Here is a 15728-nt window from a genome sequence, read left to right as displayed (position 1 = left end):
GGCCAAGGGGCGCGATCAGAACCCTTTTATGGTCCCGTCCACCCAGGCCTGCATAATCACCTGCGCAACCGCACCTTTTCTTGCCGCGGCGATACCCGGATGCTCTCCGGCAAGGGCGCGGGCGACATCGGCTTTATCGACCCAGAACGCCTCTTCCAGCTCCGCCGGATCGACGGTGATCCCGGTCGTTTCCGCCCGTGCCGCACAGCCGATCATCAGCGAGTTCGGGAATGGCCAGGGCTGAGAGGTCACATAGCGCACCTCCCCGACCTCGATCGCCGATTCCTCCATCACCTCGCGGCGCACGGCCTCCTCGACCGTTTCGCCGGGCTCCATGAAACCGGCAAGCAGCGAGTACATCTTCTCCGGCCAGACCGGCTGCCGGCCAAGCAGTAATTTGTCACCATCCAGAACAAGCATGATGACAACCGGATCGGTGCGCGGAAAATGCTGCCGCCCGCATGCGGGACATTCCATCCGCCAGCCAGCATGAGCGACGGTGTTCTTATGACCGCAATTGGCGCAGAACCCGTGGCTTGTCCGCCACTCGAATATCCCCTTCGCCGCAGCGGCGATCCCGGCATCCCGGTGATGGATATCAGGCATGATCGCACGCAGGTCGATGAATTTTCGCGTGTCCGACAGGTCCAGCGTGCGCTTGTCGACAAACTCCGCCGGGGTCTCCTCCGGCGGCGCGATATAGGAGACATCAGCGGCAAAATGGGCCAAGCCGCCATCATCCAACCCCATGAAGATCGGCCCCTCGGGACCATCCGCGATCAGATCATCCGTGACCTTCACCCAGCACAGGCGCGGACCGGAATCGGTCAGATCGAATAGCGGCTTTCCGCGCCAGAACGGCACCGCAAGAGCTGCAGGATTGGAAAGCTGTTGCGCGATATAAGCGTCATCCCCCCGCAGCCGGTCGGCGCGATCCAGAAAGCTTCCCGCAAAAGTGACGGCTGATTCAGGTATCATCCGGCGCAGATTGCCCTGTTCAGAGAACGGCGGCAAGCCGGAACGGTCACATCAGGAAATCGTAGAGCGACAGATAATAGTCCAGCCTTGGCCGAAACGCTTCCGGGGTGGCGTCGATAATATCTTCCCGGCTTGTCTCCCATTTATCGACGCCGAATTTCCGGGCGGTCGTATTCTCGCGCGGCAATTTGATTTCCTTGCCGGTAAAGGGCAGCGCACCGCCCAGCATCGCCTGCAACTGCCGGGTATCTGGCCGCTCGACAAGAATGGGTTGATCGAGATCCGAAATCTTGGCGGCAAGATCGTTCCACAGCACGAAAGAGGTCGCCGCCGCCGTCAGCGGCGACATCTCATCCAGATCGACATCGAATTCCTTGCTGAGGATCCATTGCCGGAACTGGTAGGAGTTGTTCTTGCGTTCGCGGAACTGGTTCTCGATCAGGATCGAAGGGATCGCATCGATCGGGTTGCGGATATAGTGGCCAATCACCCGCGATGTGAACTCTGAAGGATAAAGCCTCGGATCCTTGAATGAGTGATCGCCCTGATAACGCGCTGTGTTCCACCAGGACACGATCCCATCCCGCTCAAGCTTCTCATGCCCAACTTTCAGACCAAGCTGGCCGAAGGCCGTTGCCAGCGATCTGCTCCCGCAACGCGGATGGCCTACAATAGCGAAGCCGACTTGGATGCTTTTCATCCGGGAACCTGACAAACCTCTTTTAATGGGGTGGATAGATGAGCCATCACAGCCGGATTCTCAACCCCAACCGGGGGTACATAGCCGCCTTACCCGCTATCCACCTGAAGTAGAATTATTTTTCTTTTGCGAATACCGTTTTCAAAACGGCCCAATCTCGATTTGACGCCTGAATCGGCAATAAGCCGGATCATAAGGTGCAGCAAAATTATGGCCTTTTTGACTCTGACAGCCCCCCGGCAAGTTCCGCCACCAGAAAATCTATGATAAGCCGCAGCTTTACCGGCATCGGGCTCACCGGGGGCCAGACCGCCATGATCGGCAGGCGACGGCTTTCCGCATGGCTCAGCAACTCGACAAGTTGCCCCTCCTCAACCGCGCGACGGGCGATGAAACCGGGCAACATCGCCACCCCGAGCCCCGCGACCGCCATATCCCGGATCGCCTCGCCATTATTCAGCGTCAGCCGCCCGCCGACCTGCGGCGAAACCGTCTTTCCGTCACATAAAAACTGCCAGACCTGCGTATTGGAGACATGGCTGTAGCCGATGATCTGATGACCGGACAGATCGGCAGGCGTCTTCGGCACCCCGTAGCGGTCCAGATAATCGCGGCTGGCGACCAGATATGATCGATCCTCACACAGCTTGCGCGCCTTCAGCGCGCCGTCGCGCGCCTCCCCGATGCGGATGCCCAGATCGAACCCCTCCCGCGCCAGATCGCGGACCCGGTCGTCATAATCTATGCGCATTTCAAGCTGCGGGTGCGCAATCGCAAAACGGGCCAGCACCGGGTTCAGATAAACCGTGCCGAAACTGATCGGCACCGCAATCGCCAACTGCCCCTGCAAGGGCGCGGCACCGTCCATCCCCCAGCTTGCGCTTTCAGCTGCCGCAATCAGATCGCTCAGCGCAGGGCGCAGGCGTTCGGCAAGCCGTCCTGCTGCTTCCGTCGGGGTGATCCGGCCCGCGTTCCGGCGAAACAATGCCGCGCCGACGACCGCTTCAAAATCGGAGATCCGCTTCGACACCACTGATTTCGACAGGTTCAGCCGCGCCGCCGCCGCGGTCAGCGTGCCAAGCTCCATCACGGTCAGAAAGGTTTCGATCTGGTCGAGGTCATAACGCATGGCGGGATGATAGCGCCTCCCTCGGCGTTCGCAATTCCCGAACGCCGATTTCGTCAGCTTACTGCTGGCGGAAACGGGTTCTCCGTCTGATATTGTGTCCAACAGAACAAAGGAGGCCAATATGGACCTTACCGGCATTCATCACCTGACGGCGATCACCGCCGACGCACCCGGCAATAACCGCTTCTACACCGACACGCTCGGGCTGCGCCGGGTCAAGAAAACCGTCAATCAGGACGACACATCCGCCTATCACCTGTTCTTCGCCGATGGCGCGGGCAGTCCGGGCACCGACATCACCTTCTTCGACTGGCCCGCAGCGCCCGAGCGTCGCGGCACCCATTCGATCAGCCGCACCGGGCTGCGCGTGAACGAGGCAAGCCTTGATTACTGGGCCGCCCGCCTGCGCGATCAGGGCGTGAAAACGGGCGAGATCACGACGCTCGACACCCGCGCGACGCTCGATTTCGAAGACCCGGAGGGGCAGCGCATCCGCCTGACCGCCGACCAGCCCGGCGAGACCCACCCCTGGGATCGCAGCCCGGTTCCGGCGGAACACCAGATCCGTGGCCTCGGCCCGATCACCATTTCCGTGCCGGAACTGGAACTGACCGAGGCGGTGCTGACCCGCGTCATGAATATGCGCAAGGTGCGGGATTATCCCAGCCCCGACGGCTCTGGTCAGGTGCATGTCTATGAGATGGGCGCAGGCGGCCCGGCGGCGGAACTGCATGTCGCCGTCCAGCCCGGCCTGCCGGTCGCGCGCCAGGGCGCTGGCGGTGTTCACCACGTCGCCTTCCGCACCCCGGATGTGCAAACCATCCATCAATGGGCCGAGCGGCTGAACCAGTTCCGTATCCCGAGTTCGGGCGAGGTGGAGCGTTATTATTTCCGCAGCCTCTATTTTCGCGAACCCGGCGGCAACCTGTTCGAGATCGCGACGGACGGGCCCGGCTTCGACGTCGATGAGCCGTTCGACACAATGGGCGAGGCGCTGTCCCTGCCCCCCTTCCTCGAACCGCGCCGCGCGCAGATCGAGGCCGGTCTGAAACCGCTGGTCTGAACATCACGCGGGGCGGCCCTGCTGCCCCGCATAACAAGGCGAGAACACAATGACCTATCCAGTCGAAATCTCCTATGTCGCGCTGACCGTGAACGATCTGACCGGGATGCGCGATTTCTACGCCAATATCATCGGCCTGACGCCGCTGACCGGGGATGGCGAGACCGCCACCCTTGGGGCGGGCGGTCGGACGCTCCTCGAACTGCGCGCGGACCGCCACGCGCCGCGCCCGCCACGCAATGCGGCCGGGCTGTTTCACACGGCGTTTCTGATGCCCGAACGCGGCGATCTCGGTCGCTGGCTGCGCCACGCGGCGGAGACCGGACAGCAACTCTCCGGCGCATCCGATCACGCCGTCAGCGAGGCGGTGTATCTGTCCGACCCGGAAGGCAACGGCATCGAAATCTATATCGACCGCCCGGAAAGCAGCTGGCAGCGCGACGGTGACAAGGTGCATATGATCACCGAGCGGATGGATGTCGAGGGCGTGCTTGCCGCCGGTCACGGTCCCTGGATGGGAATGCCGGACGGAAGCAAGGTTGGTCATGTGCATCTTTCCACCTCCGAGCTGTCGGCGGCGCGGGACTTCGCGACCGGGCAACTCGGCCTGACCGAAACGCTGGTCGGGCAAGGCGGGGCGTGGTTCGGATCGGGTGGTTACCACCACCAGCTTGCAGCGAATACCTGGAACAGCCGGGGTGCGGGACCGCGCCGGTTCCCGTCCATCGGGCTGGCCGAAATCGGACTGACGGTCACGCCGGAAAGCGGGTTGTCGTCAGCCCGCATCACCGACCCCGACGGGACCGGGTTCATTCTGAAAGCCGCATGATCCGGCCATGAACAGCAAAAGGGCGGCCCCGTGCCGGGAGCCGCCCTTTTCGATGCGCAGAACCGCCGCCTAGCCACGCCCGTGCGGCGCGTCCCAGTCTATCACCGGGTTGATCGGGATGATCCGGTGCGGGTTAATCGTCTCATGGCTGTAGTGATAATGACGCACGATATGGTCGAAATTCACCGTCTCCGCGACGCCGGGGAACTGGTAAAGTTCTCGCGTCCAGCCCCAGAGGTTCGGGTATTCCCTGAGCCACGCCCGGTTGCATTTGAAATGCGTGTGATAAACCGGATCGAAGCGCAGCGCGGTCGTGAACAGACGCCAGTCAGCCTCCGTCAGCCGGTCGCCGGTCAGGTAGCGGTTCTCTGCCAGCAGCCCCTCCAGCCAGTCGAGGCTGTCAAATAACGGCCCGACCGCCTCGTCATAGGCCTCCTGCGAGGTGGCAAAACCGGCCTTGTAGACGCCGTTATTCACCGTGTCATAGACGCGGTCATTCACCTCGTTGATACGGTCGCGCAGCGCCTCCGGGTAATAATCATCCTCGTTCCCGGTCAGCCCGTTGAAGGCCGAGTTGAACATGCGGATGATCTCTGCACTTTCATTGCTGACAATCGTATCGCGCGCCTTGTCCCACAGCACCGGCACCGTCACCCGGCCCGAGGCTTTCGGGTCCGCGCGCAGATAGATGTCGCGCAGATATTTCGCACCGAACAGATCGTCGCCGGTCGCACCGGGATAATCGCTACGAAACTCCCACCCCTCCGTCAGCATGTCGGGATGCACGACCGACACCGAAATATGCGGCGTCAGCCCCTTGATCGCCCGAAAGATCAGCGCCCGATGCGCCCAGGGACAGGCGAGGCAAACATAGAGGTGATAGCGCCCGCTCTCCGCCGCGAACCCGCCCTCGCCCGAGGGGCCCGCGCTGCCATCCGCCGTGATCCAGTTGCGCCACGCCGTCGTCGTGCGCTTGAACCGCCCGCCGGTGCTTTTCGTGTCATACCACTGGTCGTGCCATTCGCCGTCGATAAGCTGGCCCATATTCAGCCTTTCGCCTTGGGTTTCGCCGCGAAACTACCCGACCATTCAGGATGTTTCGCATATTGTTTCGCGATGAACGGGCAGACGGGGATAATGCGGAAACCGTTCGCCCGCGCGTCGTCCAGCATGAAATCCAGCATTGCTTTCGCGACGCCCTGCCCGGCCATGCTGTCCGGTACGCCGGTGTGGTTCGCGCTGATGAGGTCGGGGCCGGGGCGGGTCCATGTGATCTCCCCCTCCCCTTCGACGCCGTCGATCACGGCGACATAGCGGCCCCGCTTGCCGTCATCTTCCTTGGAAATCTTGATCTCGGACATGCTAGAACTCCCGTTTCAATATCGTGCGATCGACAGAGATCGGACCGGCCCCGAACGCCGCGAGGAACAGCGCCGCGACCGTCCACAACAATGACAGATCCTCGGCCTTGGACTGCACCTGCGCCAGGAACAGCGCCCCGCCATCGGCCCGCAGATTGGCCAAGCCGGCCTCGCTGAACAGTGCGGCATTTTCGGACAGCGTCTGCATCCCTTCAGGCGACAGGAAAACATCGCCGTAAGGATGGGTCACATGAAACCACAGCGTCACCGCCAGCATGACCGCATTCGCCAGCACCACCGGCCGGGTCAGAAAACCCACCACGATCATCAGCCCACCGACGAATTGCATCACCGCCAGCGCCGCCGACCAGAACCAGCCGGGATAGAAGCCGAGGCTTTCGGTAAACCCGGCCTGCGCGAACGGCGCCACGATCTTCGGCCACCCCTCCATCATCAGCATCACGCCGACGACGACCCGCAGCCCGAGATGGGCCAGCGGCTTGGCGAAATTTTCGTAAAACGGCCCCATAAAGGGCAGGATCAGTCGGGTCTGGTGACGGTCATAGCGGCTCATTCTCAACTCCCGTGATGGAGAAAAGGCGGCCCAAAGGACCGCCCTGACAGAGTTACGCGGTTTTCGCCCGCGCCGTCCTGGTCGCGTCGGTCCACCATGCCAGCTCATCCAGCATCGCGTCCAGCGACGGTTTCAGCACATCATGAACCTCGGCCATCTCGCCATTCTGGCCCAGCGGGCTGACCTTCATGAACTCGCCGCCGCCGAGATGGACCGCATTGCGCAGCGGCACCATCTGCAGCTCGACCGCGATGTTGCGCAGATGCTCGACCGCGCGCGCAGCACCGACCCCGCCATAGCCCATAGCCGCTGCCGGTTTGCGGATCCATTCCTTGTAAGCCTGATCCAGCGCGTTTTTCAGCGGCCCGGTGATGGAGTGGTTATATTCCGCGACAAGGAAGATGAACCCATCGAAACCGGCCAGCGTTTCTTGCCATTTGACCGCGTTCGGGTCCTGCGACGGCATCCAGTTATTGGAGGCAGGCTCATTGAAGAACGGCAGATCGAAATCGCGAAGATCGAGCAATTCAAACTCCAGATCGTCGCGCTGACGGGCGTTTTCCAGCAGCCATTGCGCCGGTTTGTCCGCAAAGCGTGTGTCGCGGGTCGAACTGATGATAATGCCGATTTTCGGTTTACTCATAACATGCTCCTTGTCTGTCGCGACCATAACGGATCAGTCGCGCGGTTGTTCCGGGTAACAGACTGCGCATCCCACGCCGGAAGCGCCAGAACCGGAATTGGTAATGCGGCGTTCTGTTTTGCCGAACGGATTAAACCTTGCCGTCAGGCCATGCCGTCCCAACCTTTCTGGCAACGGCGGCAACCCGCCCCATAATGTCAGGAGTTTTCCGATGCGTCAGATCCTCTCTACCAGCACCGCGCCGCAGGCCCATTGGGTCGGTGACGGCTTCCCGGTCCGTTCGCTGTTTTCACATATGGGCGGCGGCAACGGGCATTCGCCGTTCCTGCTGCTCGATTATGGCGGGCCATATCAGTTCGAACCGGCGGACATGCCGCGCGGCGTCGATGTTCACCCGCATAAGGGCTTTGAAACCGTCACCATCGTTTATGACGGCGAGGTCGAGCACGGCGATTCCACAGGTCGCGGCGGCGTGATCCGCAAGGGCGACGTGCAGTGGATGACAGCGGGCAGCGGCATTCTGCATAAAGAATTCCACAGCCATGATTTTACCGCGACCGGCGGCAATTTCGAGATGGTGCAGCTTTGGGTCAACCTGCCCGCCAGGGACAAATCCGCCGAGCCGGGCTATCAGGGTATCCCCGATGGCGAGATCCCGTCGGTTCCCCTGCCGGATGACGCCGGGCAAATGCGGGTCATCGCCGGTTCGTTCGACAACACGGAAGGGCCCGCGAAGACCTTCACCCCGATCGACGTCTGGGATCTGCGCCTGAACCCCGGCAAGTCGGTCACGCTGCATCCGGTCGACGGTCATAACGTGACGGTGGTTGTCCTGAGTGGCAAGGTCACGGTGAATGGTGAAACAAAGCTCTCCGACGCCTCGACCGCGCTGCTGTCACGCGACGGGGGCGAGTTCACCGTCGCAGCCGCGTCCGATGCCAAGCTGCTGATCCTCTCCGGCGAACCGATTGATGAGCCGGTCGCGGCTTATGGGCCGTTCGTCATGAACACCGAAGCCGAAATCCGTCAGGCCATCACGGATTTCAACGCAGGCCGCTTCGGCAAGCTGTAAGTGAGACGACAGGAAAGGCGGCGGATCGCGCCGCCGCCTTTCCGCTCAGCGATTTTCATGCGCGCTCAGCCAAGCCTCAACGGCTGACAGATCCTCCGCCGCGAGTTCATGCCCTGCCGCGATAACCCGCGCATCCAGATCGACCCCAGACTTGCGAAGCGAGGTTTCAAGCGCCGGTGCCATGCGCGCAAACGGATCACGCGCCCCGGTCAGGATCAGCGCCTGTTTGCCGGAAAGCGCCGAAGACGGTGCGTCCTCCAATATCTCGATCCCGCGCAGCATGATCGCCCGGCTGACTGCATCGGGGTGCAGGCGCATGACCGCGCCCAACAGGTTCGCGCCGTTCGAATAGCCCAGATGGGTGATCCGCGCCGCGTCGAGCCCATATCCACGGATCGCATCCCCCATGAATGCGGCAAATGCAGCCGCCTCCGCCAGGATATCGGCCTGATCGTAGGTGACAGCGTCATAACGGCGGAACCAGCGGTTGATCCCTTCTTCCGTCGAACGTCCCCGCACGCCCAACAGCGTGGCGCGTGGCGCGGCGCGATGCGCCAGCGGCATCAGATCGGTTTCGTCGCCGCCAGTGCCATGCATCAGCACGATGACCGAGCCATCGGCATCGTCGGGCCGGTGAAAACGGTGTATGAATTGCAGATCGCGCATCGGCCATCTCTCCTCTCCGGGCAGGGCGAATTGCGGCAGGATCACCCGCAGATCATCGGCGCGGGCTGCATCGGCGGGCGGAATCATCAGGGTCTGGCCAAGATCCTCCGCCGCCTCATCGACCGTCATGCCGGGCCCGTCCGTGGCATATTCGAACAGCGTCCCCGCCGGTTCGCGAACGTAAAGCGACAGGAAATATTTGCGGTCATGCACATTAGTCACGCCGTCATGATCCCGCAGGTCCAGCCGCATCTGCCGTACCGCATCCACATCAGGCGCGCGAAAGGCGACATGATCGAACACCCCCGTTCCCGGTGCGCCGTCCACAAAACCGGCGGATTGGCGCAGGTCGATCACATCCGTATCTGAGGCCATTCGCGTGAACGGCCCGTCCTGCGCAACCCGGCGATAACCGAACCGGGCCGCAAATTCAGCCGTCGCTTCGGCATCCGCCGTCAAGATGGTGACCGAGCGGATGCGACGCAGGGCCTGCATATCGGGTAGTGCTGCGGCGGCAGGCAGATCGATCCCGATCAGCTTCACGATAATCCCGTCAGGATCGCGCAGCCGCAAAACCGTCTCGCCCAGTTCCTTTTTCGGGCCATCGACGGACACCCCTGCCGACATCGCCTTTTGCAGCCACTCGCCGATACTGTCCGGCGGCACGGCAAAACCGATCTCGCTGATCTGGCCCAGCCCGACGCGACCCGGTGCGCCATGCTGCCATACCAGAAACGTGATCAGCGAACCCGGGCTGCCCAGTTGATCCCCATAGATCAGATGCAGCTGCGCGCCGTCCTCAAAACCGCCGGTCTGCTTGACCAGCCGCAGCCCAAGAAACCCGGCATAGAAATCGACATTCCGCTGCACATCGCGCGTGATCGCGGTGACATGATGAATGCCGGTGACGCTTTTTCCGTCCACCTTGCTGCCCCGTATAACTCGTTACCCTTTGCGCACAGCAACGCCGATACCGGCGCGAATGTCCAGACGCGGATCAATCACCAGACCCGCAACCAGCGGCGGACGCATAAGTCGAAAAGCCAAAACCCTCCCTGTCAAAAAAACTCATTTCACACGGCAAATAAAAAAGCGGGTGATGGGCCGGGGCCGCACCACCCGCAGGAACCTTTCCGGGGCCGGGGAGCCGTCACGGAACAGGTCAGGCAGACAAAATCGCAGGAAGCCAGAGCATCGCCACGGTCGAAACCGAGATCGCGATCACCCCAAGCGCATCCGCAGCAAGTTCGCGGAGCGAGGTATTTTCGGACGTCAGAACGGATTTTACGGCGTCAGTCATGGCAATCTCCCTTAGAGTTGCCTCTTTGTTCTCACATCGAACGCGATTCGGCAAGAACTTTTAGAGAACATTTAACCGGATTTTATCAATCTGATCGCCTGATCCTGTTCCATCAGCCATAAAAGCGCCCGCACGGCACGGCCCCGTTCGCTGCTCATCTCCGGGTCTTTTTCCAGAAACGCACGGGCATCGCGCTGCGCCACCTGCATCAGCGGCGCCTGCCGTTCCAGATCGGCAATGCGGAAGCGCGGCAGGCCGGATTGCGCGGTCCCGATCAGATCGCCTGCACCCCGCATCTCCAGATCGACCTCGGCAATACGGAAACCGTCCTCCGTCTCGCGCAGGGTCTGTAGCCGCTTCGCCCCGCTTTCCGACAGGGGCGCGTGATACATCAGCACACAGCTCGACGCCGCCTGCCCCCGCCCGACACGCCCGCGCAGCTGGTGCAGCTGCGCCAGCCCGAAACTCTCCGCCCGCTCGATCACCATGATCGAGGCTTCGGGCACGTCCACCCCGACCTCGATCACCGTGGTCGCAACGAGGATCTGCGCACGCCCCGCGACGAAATCCGCCATCGCCGCGTCGCGTTCGTCGGCGGGCATCTGGCCGTGTACCATCCGCACAGCCTCGCCAAACCGCGCCCGCAGCGCCGAGAACCGCGCCTCGGCGGCGGTCAGGTCCGAGAGTTCCGATTCCTCGACCAGCGGGCAGACCCAATAGGCCCGCGCCCCGCCCGCGACGGCCTTGCCGATGCGGTCCACGATCTCATCCATGCGGCGATCATCCAGCATCACCGTGGTGATCGGCTTGCGGCCCGGCGGTTTCTCATCCAGCACCGACAGGTCCAGATCGCCATATTGCGACAGCGCCAGCGAGCGCGGAATCGGCGTGGCGGTCATCACCAGCACATCGGGCGGCGCGGTTTCGCCCTTCGCCGCCAGCTTCACCCGCTGCGCGACGCCGAAACGATGCTGCTCGTCGATCACGGCAAGGCGCAGGTCGTGAAACCGCACCTCATCCTGAAACACGGCATGGGTGCCGACCAATATGTCAATCCGCCCCTCGGCCAGATCGGTCAGGATATTGGCCCGCGCCTCGCCCTTGTCCCGGCCGGTCAGCGCCTCGATCCGGATCCCCGCCGCCTCGGCCAGCGGCAACAGCGCCTTGAGATGCTGCCGCGCCAGAAGCTCCGTCGGGGCCATCATGACGCCCTGCCCGCCCGCCTCGACCGCGATCAGCAGCGAGAGCATCGCGACCAGCGTCTTGCCCGCCCCGACATCGCCCTGAAGCAGCCGGTTCATCCGCTCCGGCGCGGCCATATCGGCGGCAATCTCCGCCACGGCGCGGCGCTGCGCCCCGGTCGGCGGCCAGGGCAGATGATCGAGCACCTGCGCCTGCAACCGGCCATTGCCCCGCGTCACCCGCCCCTTGCCGCGCCGGTTCTGGCGGCGGGCAAGCGCCAGCGTGATCTGATGGGCGAACAGCTCATCATAGGCCAGCCGTGCGCGCGGTTTCGCGGATGCCGCCAGATCGGCGGGCGATACGGGCGCGTGCGCCTGCGCCAGCGCCTCCTGCCAGCCGGGCCAGCCCTCACGCGTCAGCAACGCCTCATCAATCCACTCCGCCAGTTCCGGCGCGCGGGTCAGCGCCGCCTCGACCGCCTTGCCCATCTGGCGCTGCGTCACGCCCGCGGTCAGCGGATAGACCGGCTCAAAATCCGCGGGCGGGGCCTCGCTCACGGGCAGGATATGGTCGGGATGGACCATCTGCGCGATGCCGTCGAACAGCTCCACCTTGCCAGAGACGATGCGCTTCTGGCCGACCGGCAATTCACGCTCCAGCCAATCCCGGCGGGCGTGAAAGAAGATCAGCACCAGATCGCCCCCGTGCCCGTCCGAACAGATCACCCGATAGGGCCGCCCCCGAGCGGTCGGCGCAGCATGGCGGTCAGGCGTCACGGTGATCGTCGCAATTTCCGGCGGGCGCAGTTCGGCAACGGCATTGACCGCACGCCGCCTGATGCCGCTGTTGGGAAGCGTAAAGATCAGATCGCGCGGACGGGTCACGCCGATATTCTCAAGCGCCGCCGCCGCTTTCGGGCCGATCCCCGGCAGGGTCTCGACGCCCGCAAATAGCGGGAACAGGACCGGCGGGCGGCCCTTGGGCGCTATCCGATCAGGCTCAGCCATGCATCCTCGTCGATCACCTCGACCCCCAGATCCGCCGCTTTCCTGGCCTTCGACCCGGCACCGGGACCGGCGACCAGAATATCGGTTTTGGACGACACCGACCCGGCGACCTTGGCACCCAGAGCTTCCGCCCGCGCCTTCGCCTCCGCCCGTGTCATCTTTTCCAGCGTGCCGGTGAAAACGATGGTCTTGCCCGCAACCGCGCTGCCTTCGGTATCCGGCTGCTCCGCGTCTTGCGGATCGAGAAGTGCCACGAGCGTCTCGATCATCTCCCGCTCGCGGGCTTGGGCGAATGTCGCGCAGAGCGATTGCGCCACGACCGCGCCGATCCCGTCGATATTGATCAGCGATTCATAGGCTGCGACCGCCTCACCCGGCAAGGCAGGCGCGCGCGCCAGAACGGCGTCCCGCGTGGCGGACACCCGCGCCCGCCGGCCCTCGCTTGCCGCCGCCGCGCGCTCATGCAGCACGGCCTCATCGGCTTCCATGTGACGCTCCGCCGCCGGGATCGCCGCGTCGACCTCGGCGGCGAAACTGGCCCAATTGCCGTAATACCGCGCCAGATCGGCTGCGACGACCTCCCCGACATGGCGGATGCCGAGCGCATAGATCAGCCGGGCCAGCGGAATATGCCGCCGCGCCCCGATCGCCTCGAACAGGTTGCTGGCGGAGGTCTCCCCCCAGCCATCGCGGTTCTTCAGCTTCGGGATATTGGCGTCATCGCGCGCCTTCAGCGTGAAAATATCGGCGGGGCTGCGGATCGGCAGGGTGTCGTCATGGTAAAACGCCTCCACCTGCTTTGCGCCCAACCCCTCGATGTCAAACGCCCCGCGACTGACGAAATGTTTCAGCTTCTCAATCGCCTGCGCCGGACAGATCAGACCGCCCGTGCAGCGGCGCACCGCGTCACCAGGCTCCCGAATGGCGGCGGAGCCGCATTCCGGGCAGGTTTCGGGGAACGCGAAAGGCTGCTCCGCCCCGCTCCGCTTCGCCTCATCCACGTCCGAGATCTTCGGGATCACGTCACCGGCGCGATAGACCTTCACCCAGTCCCCGACGCGGATATCCGTGTCCCGGATCTTCTCGCCGTTGGAATTCACCCCGGCGATGTAATCCTCGTTATGCAGCGTCGCGTTAGAGACGGTAACGCCGCCGACCGTCACCGGGTCCAGCCGCGCCACCGGCGACAATGCCCCCGTCCGGCCGACCTGAATGTCGATCCCGTTCAGCCGCGTCCACGCGGTTTCGGCCGGGAATTTATGCGCCAGCGCCCAGCGGGGCGTTGTCGCGCGAAAGCCGAGCCGCGCCTGATAGCCAAGGTTGTTCACCTTGTAGACCACCCCGTCGATGTCATAGCCGAGACTTGCCCGCTGCGCCTCGATCAGCGCCCAATGGGCGATCATGTCCTTGGCGTTGTGACACAGCCTGGTCAGCGGATTGGTCTGAAACCCAATACTTGCCAGACGCTTAACCGCACCGATCTGCGTTTCTGCCAGCGGCGCGCTCACCTCGCCCCAGCTATAGGCGAAGAAGCGCAGCGGACGGGACCGGGTCACCTCCGCATCAAGCTGGCGCAGCGATCCGGCGGCAGCGTTGCGCGGATTGGCGAACACCCGCGCGCCATCGCCCGCATTCAGCGCCGCGAAATCGGCGTGGGACATGTAAACCTCGCCCCGCACCTCCAATATCTCCGGCACATCGCCGCTGAGTTCCTGCGGGATGTCGCTGATCGTCCGGGCATTCGCGGTGACATTCTCACCGACCGTGCCGTCGCCCCGCGTCGCCGCCTGCACCAGAACACCGTTTTCGTAGCGCAGCGACAGCGACAGCCCATCGATTTTGGGTTCCGCCGTGAAGTCGAGTTCGGCCTCCGCCCCCAGCCCCAGAAAGCTGCGGACCCGGCCGACAAAATCCGTGACCTCTTCATCGGAAAACGCATTGCCGAGCGACATCATGCGCTGTGCATGGGTGACCTTGCCAAACGCCTCCGACGGGGCGGCGCCGACTTGCCCGGTCGGGCTGTCGGGACGGGCGAGCGCGGGAAACGCCGCTTCCAGTTCGGCCAGACGCCGTTTCGCCCGGTCATAATCCGCATCCGAGATCACCGGCGCATCGTCCCGGTGATAGGCCAGATCTGCGCGCGTCAGGATCTCGGAAAGCTGCGCAATGTAATCGCCTGCTTCCGCCTCCGCCAGCGCGGCGGTGTCGGTCGCATCCAGGGCGGCAAGCACGGCCTGAACATCCGTGCCGCGATCCTGCGCCCCGGCATCGCCACTATCCGAACCGCCCCGACCCGGCTTCGACATCGCTCGCTCCCGTCATGTTCCCGGCCCGGATGATGCGGGCCGCCCCTGACGGGTGATAGACCGTCCTCGCCCGCCTGACCAGAGATCAGCGCGGCCATCGTGAACGTCCCGCCGGTCAGGCGCCCACGGCCAGCCTTTCCTGCGCAGTGGGTTGCGGGTCGCGCAGCACATAGCCGCGGCCCCAGACGGTTTCGATATGATTTTCGCCGTTCATCGCCGCCGACAGCTTCTTGCGCAGCTTGCAGATGAACACATCGATGATCTTCAATTCCGGCTCATCCATGCCGCCGTAAAGATGGTTGAGGAACATCTCCTTGGTCAGCGTCGTCCCCTTGCGCATGGTCAGCAATTCAAGGATCTGATACTCCTTGCCAGTCAGGTTGACCGGCTTGCCATGCACCTCGACCGAGCGGGCGTCGAGATTGACCACCAGATCGCCGGTCTGGATGATCGCCTGGGCGTGACCCTGCGACCGCCGGATGATCGCCGCGATCCGGGCCACCAGCTCCGCCCGGTTGAAGGGCTTGGTCATATAGTCATCGGCACCGAAGCCGAAGCCGCGCAGCTTGACCTCCGTATCGTCGGAGCCGGTGAGGATCAGGATCGGCGTGTCGATGCGCGACAGACGGATCTGTCGCAGCACGTCGATCCCGCTCATATCCGGCAGATCCAGATCGAGCAGGATCAGATCGTAATCATACAGCTTCGCGAGATCGATCCCTTCCTCACCCATATCCGTGGTAAACACGTTATAGCTTGCATGGGTCAGCATCATCTCAATGCCGCGTGCCGTTGCCGGGTCATCTTCAACCAGAAGGATACGCATTACTTTTTTCCCGTATTGTATCGTGACACAAGGAAACGATCACGATCAAAGCTTAATATATTGTTACTAAATATGAATTCAGCGACAAATAC

15 protein-coding genes are annotated in these 15728 nt (G+C 63.2%); 3 read left to right on the top strand and 12 right to left on the bottom strand.

The window, feature by feature from the left end; translation table 11 throughout:
• Positions 1-15: 15 nt before the first annotated feature.
• From nudC to PAF12_RS05560, 3 genes are all read right to left on the bottom strand, one after another.
• Positions 16-978 carry an NAD(+) diphosphatase gene (gene nudC, locus PAF12_RS05570; protein ID WP_271109046.1) on the bottom strand — a complete coding sequence of 321 codons (963 nt, stop codon included), beginning with the start codon at positions 976-978 and terminating at the stop codon, positions 16-18.
• 46 nt (positions 979-1024) lie between these two features.
• Positions 1025-1678 (bottom strand): hypothetical protein, encoded by a 654-nt coding sequence (locus PAF12_RS05565; protein ID WP_271109043.1) that lies wholly within the window; start codon positions 1676-1678, stop codon positions 1025-1027.
• Positions 1679-1886: 208 nt separating this feature from the next.
• On the bottom strand, positions 1887-2807 hold the full coding sequence (locus PAF12_RS05560) for a LysR family transcriptional regulator (protein ID WP_271109042.1): 921 nt from the start codon (positions 2805-2807) through the stop codon (positions 1887-1889).
• 121 nt (positions 2808-2928) lie between these two features.
• Between PAF12_RS05560 and PAF12_RS05555 the strand changes: the two genes are divergently transcribed.
• Together PAF12_RS05555 and PAF12_RS05550 are read left to right on the top strand one after the other, a co-directional pair.
• Positions 2929-3870 (top strand): ring-cleaving dioxygenase, encoded by a 942-nt coding sequence (locus PAF12_RS05555; RefSeq protein WP_271109040.1) that lies wholly within the window; start codon positions 2929-2931, stop codon positions 3868-3870.
• A gap of 49 nt (positions 3871-3919) precedes the next feature.
• Positions 3920-4699: a VOC family protein gene (locus PAF12_RS05550; RefSeq protein ID WP_271109038.1), complete on the top strand. Its 780-nt coding sequence runs from the start codon at positions 3920-3922 to the stop codon at positions 4697-4699.
• Positions 4700-4768: 69 nt separating this feature from the next.
• Here the strand turns inward: PAF12_RS05550 and PAF12_RS05545 are convergent, their stop codons facing one another.
• Genes PAF12_RS05545 through PAF12_RS05530 form a run of 4 tightly spaced genes read right to left on the bottom strand, consistent with a single transcriptional unit; the run spans position 4769 to position 7277 of the window.
• Positions 4769-5743, bottom strand: coding sequence for a glutathione S-transferase family protein (locus PAF12_RS05545; protein ID WP_271109037.1), 975 nt, complete (start codon positions 5741-5743; stop codon positions 4769-4771).
• Positions 5744-5745: 2 nt separating this feature from the next.
• On the bottom strand, positions 5746-6060 hold the full coding sequence (locus PAF12_RS05540; RefSeq protein ID WP_271109035.1) for a GNAT family N-acetyltransferase: 315 nt from the start codon (positions 6058-6060) through the stop codon (positions 5746-5748).
• 1 nt (position 6061) lies between these two features.
• Complete coding sequence (locus tag PAF12_RS05535) at positions 6062-6634, bottom strand: DoxX family protein (protein WP_271109033.1); 573 nt, start codon at positions 6632-6634, stop codon at positions 6062-6064.
• Between the two features lie 52 nt (positions 6635-6686).
• A complete protein-coding gene (locus tag PAF12_RS05530; RefSeq protein WP_271109031.1) occupies positions 6687-7277 on the bottom strand; it encodes an NADPH-dependent FMN reductase in 591 nt (196 codons plus the stop codon).
• A gap of 211 nt (positions 7278-7488) precedes the next feature.
• On the opposite strand from PAF12_RS05530, the gene PAF12_RS05525 reads away from it, so the two are divergent.
• On the top strand, positions 7489-8349 hold the full coding sequence (locus PAF12_RS05525; RefSeq protein ID WP_271109029.1) for a pirin family protein: 861 nt from the start codon (positions 7489-7491) through the stop codon (positions 8347-8349).
• Between the two features lie 45 nt (positions 8350-8394).
• On the opposite strand, the gene PAF12_RS05520 is transcribed toward PAF12_RS05525, so the two are convergent.
• The 5 genes from PAF12_RS05520 to ctrA form a co-directional block, all read right to left on the bottom strand.
• Positions 8395-9939 carry a VOC family protein gene (locus tag PAF12_RS05520; RefSeq protein ID WP_271109027.1) on the bottom strand — a complete coding sequence of 515 codons (1545 nt, stop codon included), beginning with the start codon at positions 9937-9939 and terminating at the stop codon, positions 8395-8397.
• A gap of 238 nt (positions 9940-10177) precedes the next feature.
• Positions 10178-10315: a hypothetical protein gene (locus tag PAF12_RS05515; protein WP_271109026.1), complete on the bottom strand. Its 138-nt coding sequence runs from the start codon at positions 10313-10315 to the stop codon at positions 10178-10180.
• 71 nt (positions 10316-10386) lie between these two features.
• Positions 10387-12504, bottom strand: coding sequence for an ATP-dependent DNA helicase RecG (gene recG / locus PAF12_RS05510; RefSeq protein WP_271109025.1), 2118 nt, complete (start codon positions 12502-12504; stop codon positions 10387-10389).
• A complete protein-coding gene (gene ligA, locus PAF12_RS05505; RefSeq protein ID WP_271109024.1) occupies positions 12483-14810 on the bottom strand; it encodes an NAD-dependent DNA ligase LigA in 2328 nt (775 codons plus the stop codon). The genes recG and ligA overlap by 22 nt, the downstream gene beginning before the upstream one ends.
• A 115-nt stretch (positions 14811-14925) precedes the next feature.
• Positions 14926-15636, bottom strand: coding sequence for a response regulator transcription factor CtrA (gene ctrA / locus PAF12_RS05500; RefSeq protein WP_271109023.1), 711 nt, complete (start codon positions 15634-15636; stop codon positions 14926-14928).
• Positions 15637-15728: the final 92 nt, after the last annotated feature.

Source organism: Paracoccus sp. SCSIO 75233, from assembly GCF_027912675.1.
Taxonomy (GTDB): Bacteria; Pseudomonadota; Alphaproteobacteria; order Rhodobacterales; family Rhodobacteraceae; genus Paracoccus.
Note: the sequence above shows the minus strand (reverse complement) of the source record. Positions and strands in the feature narration are given on the sequence as shown.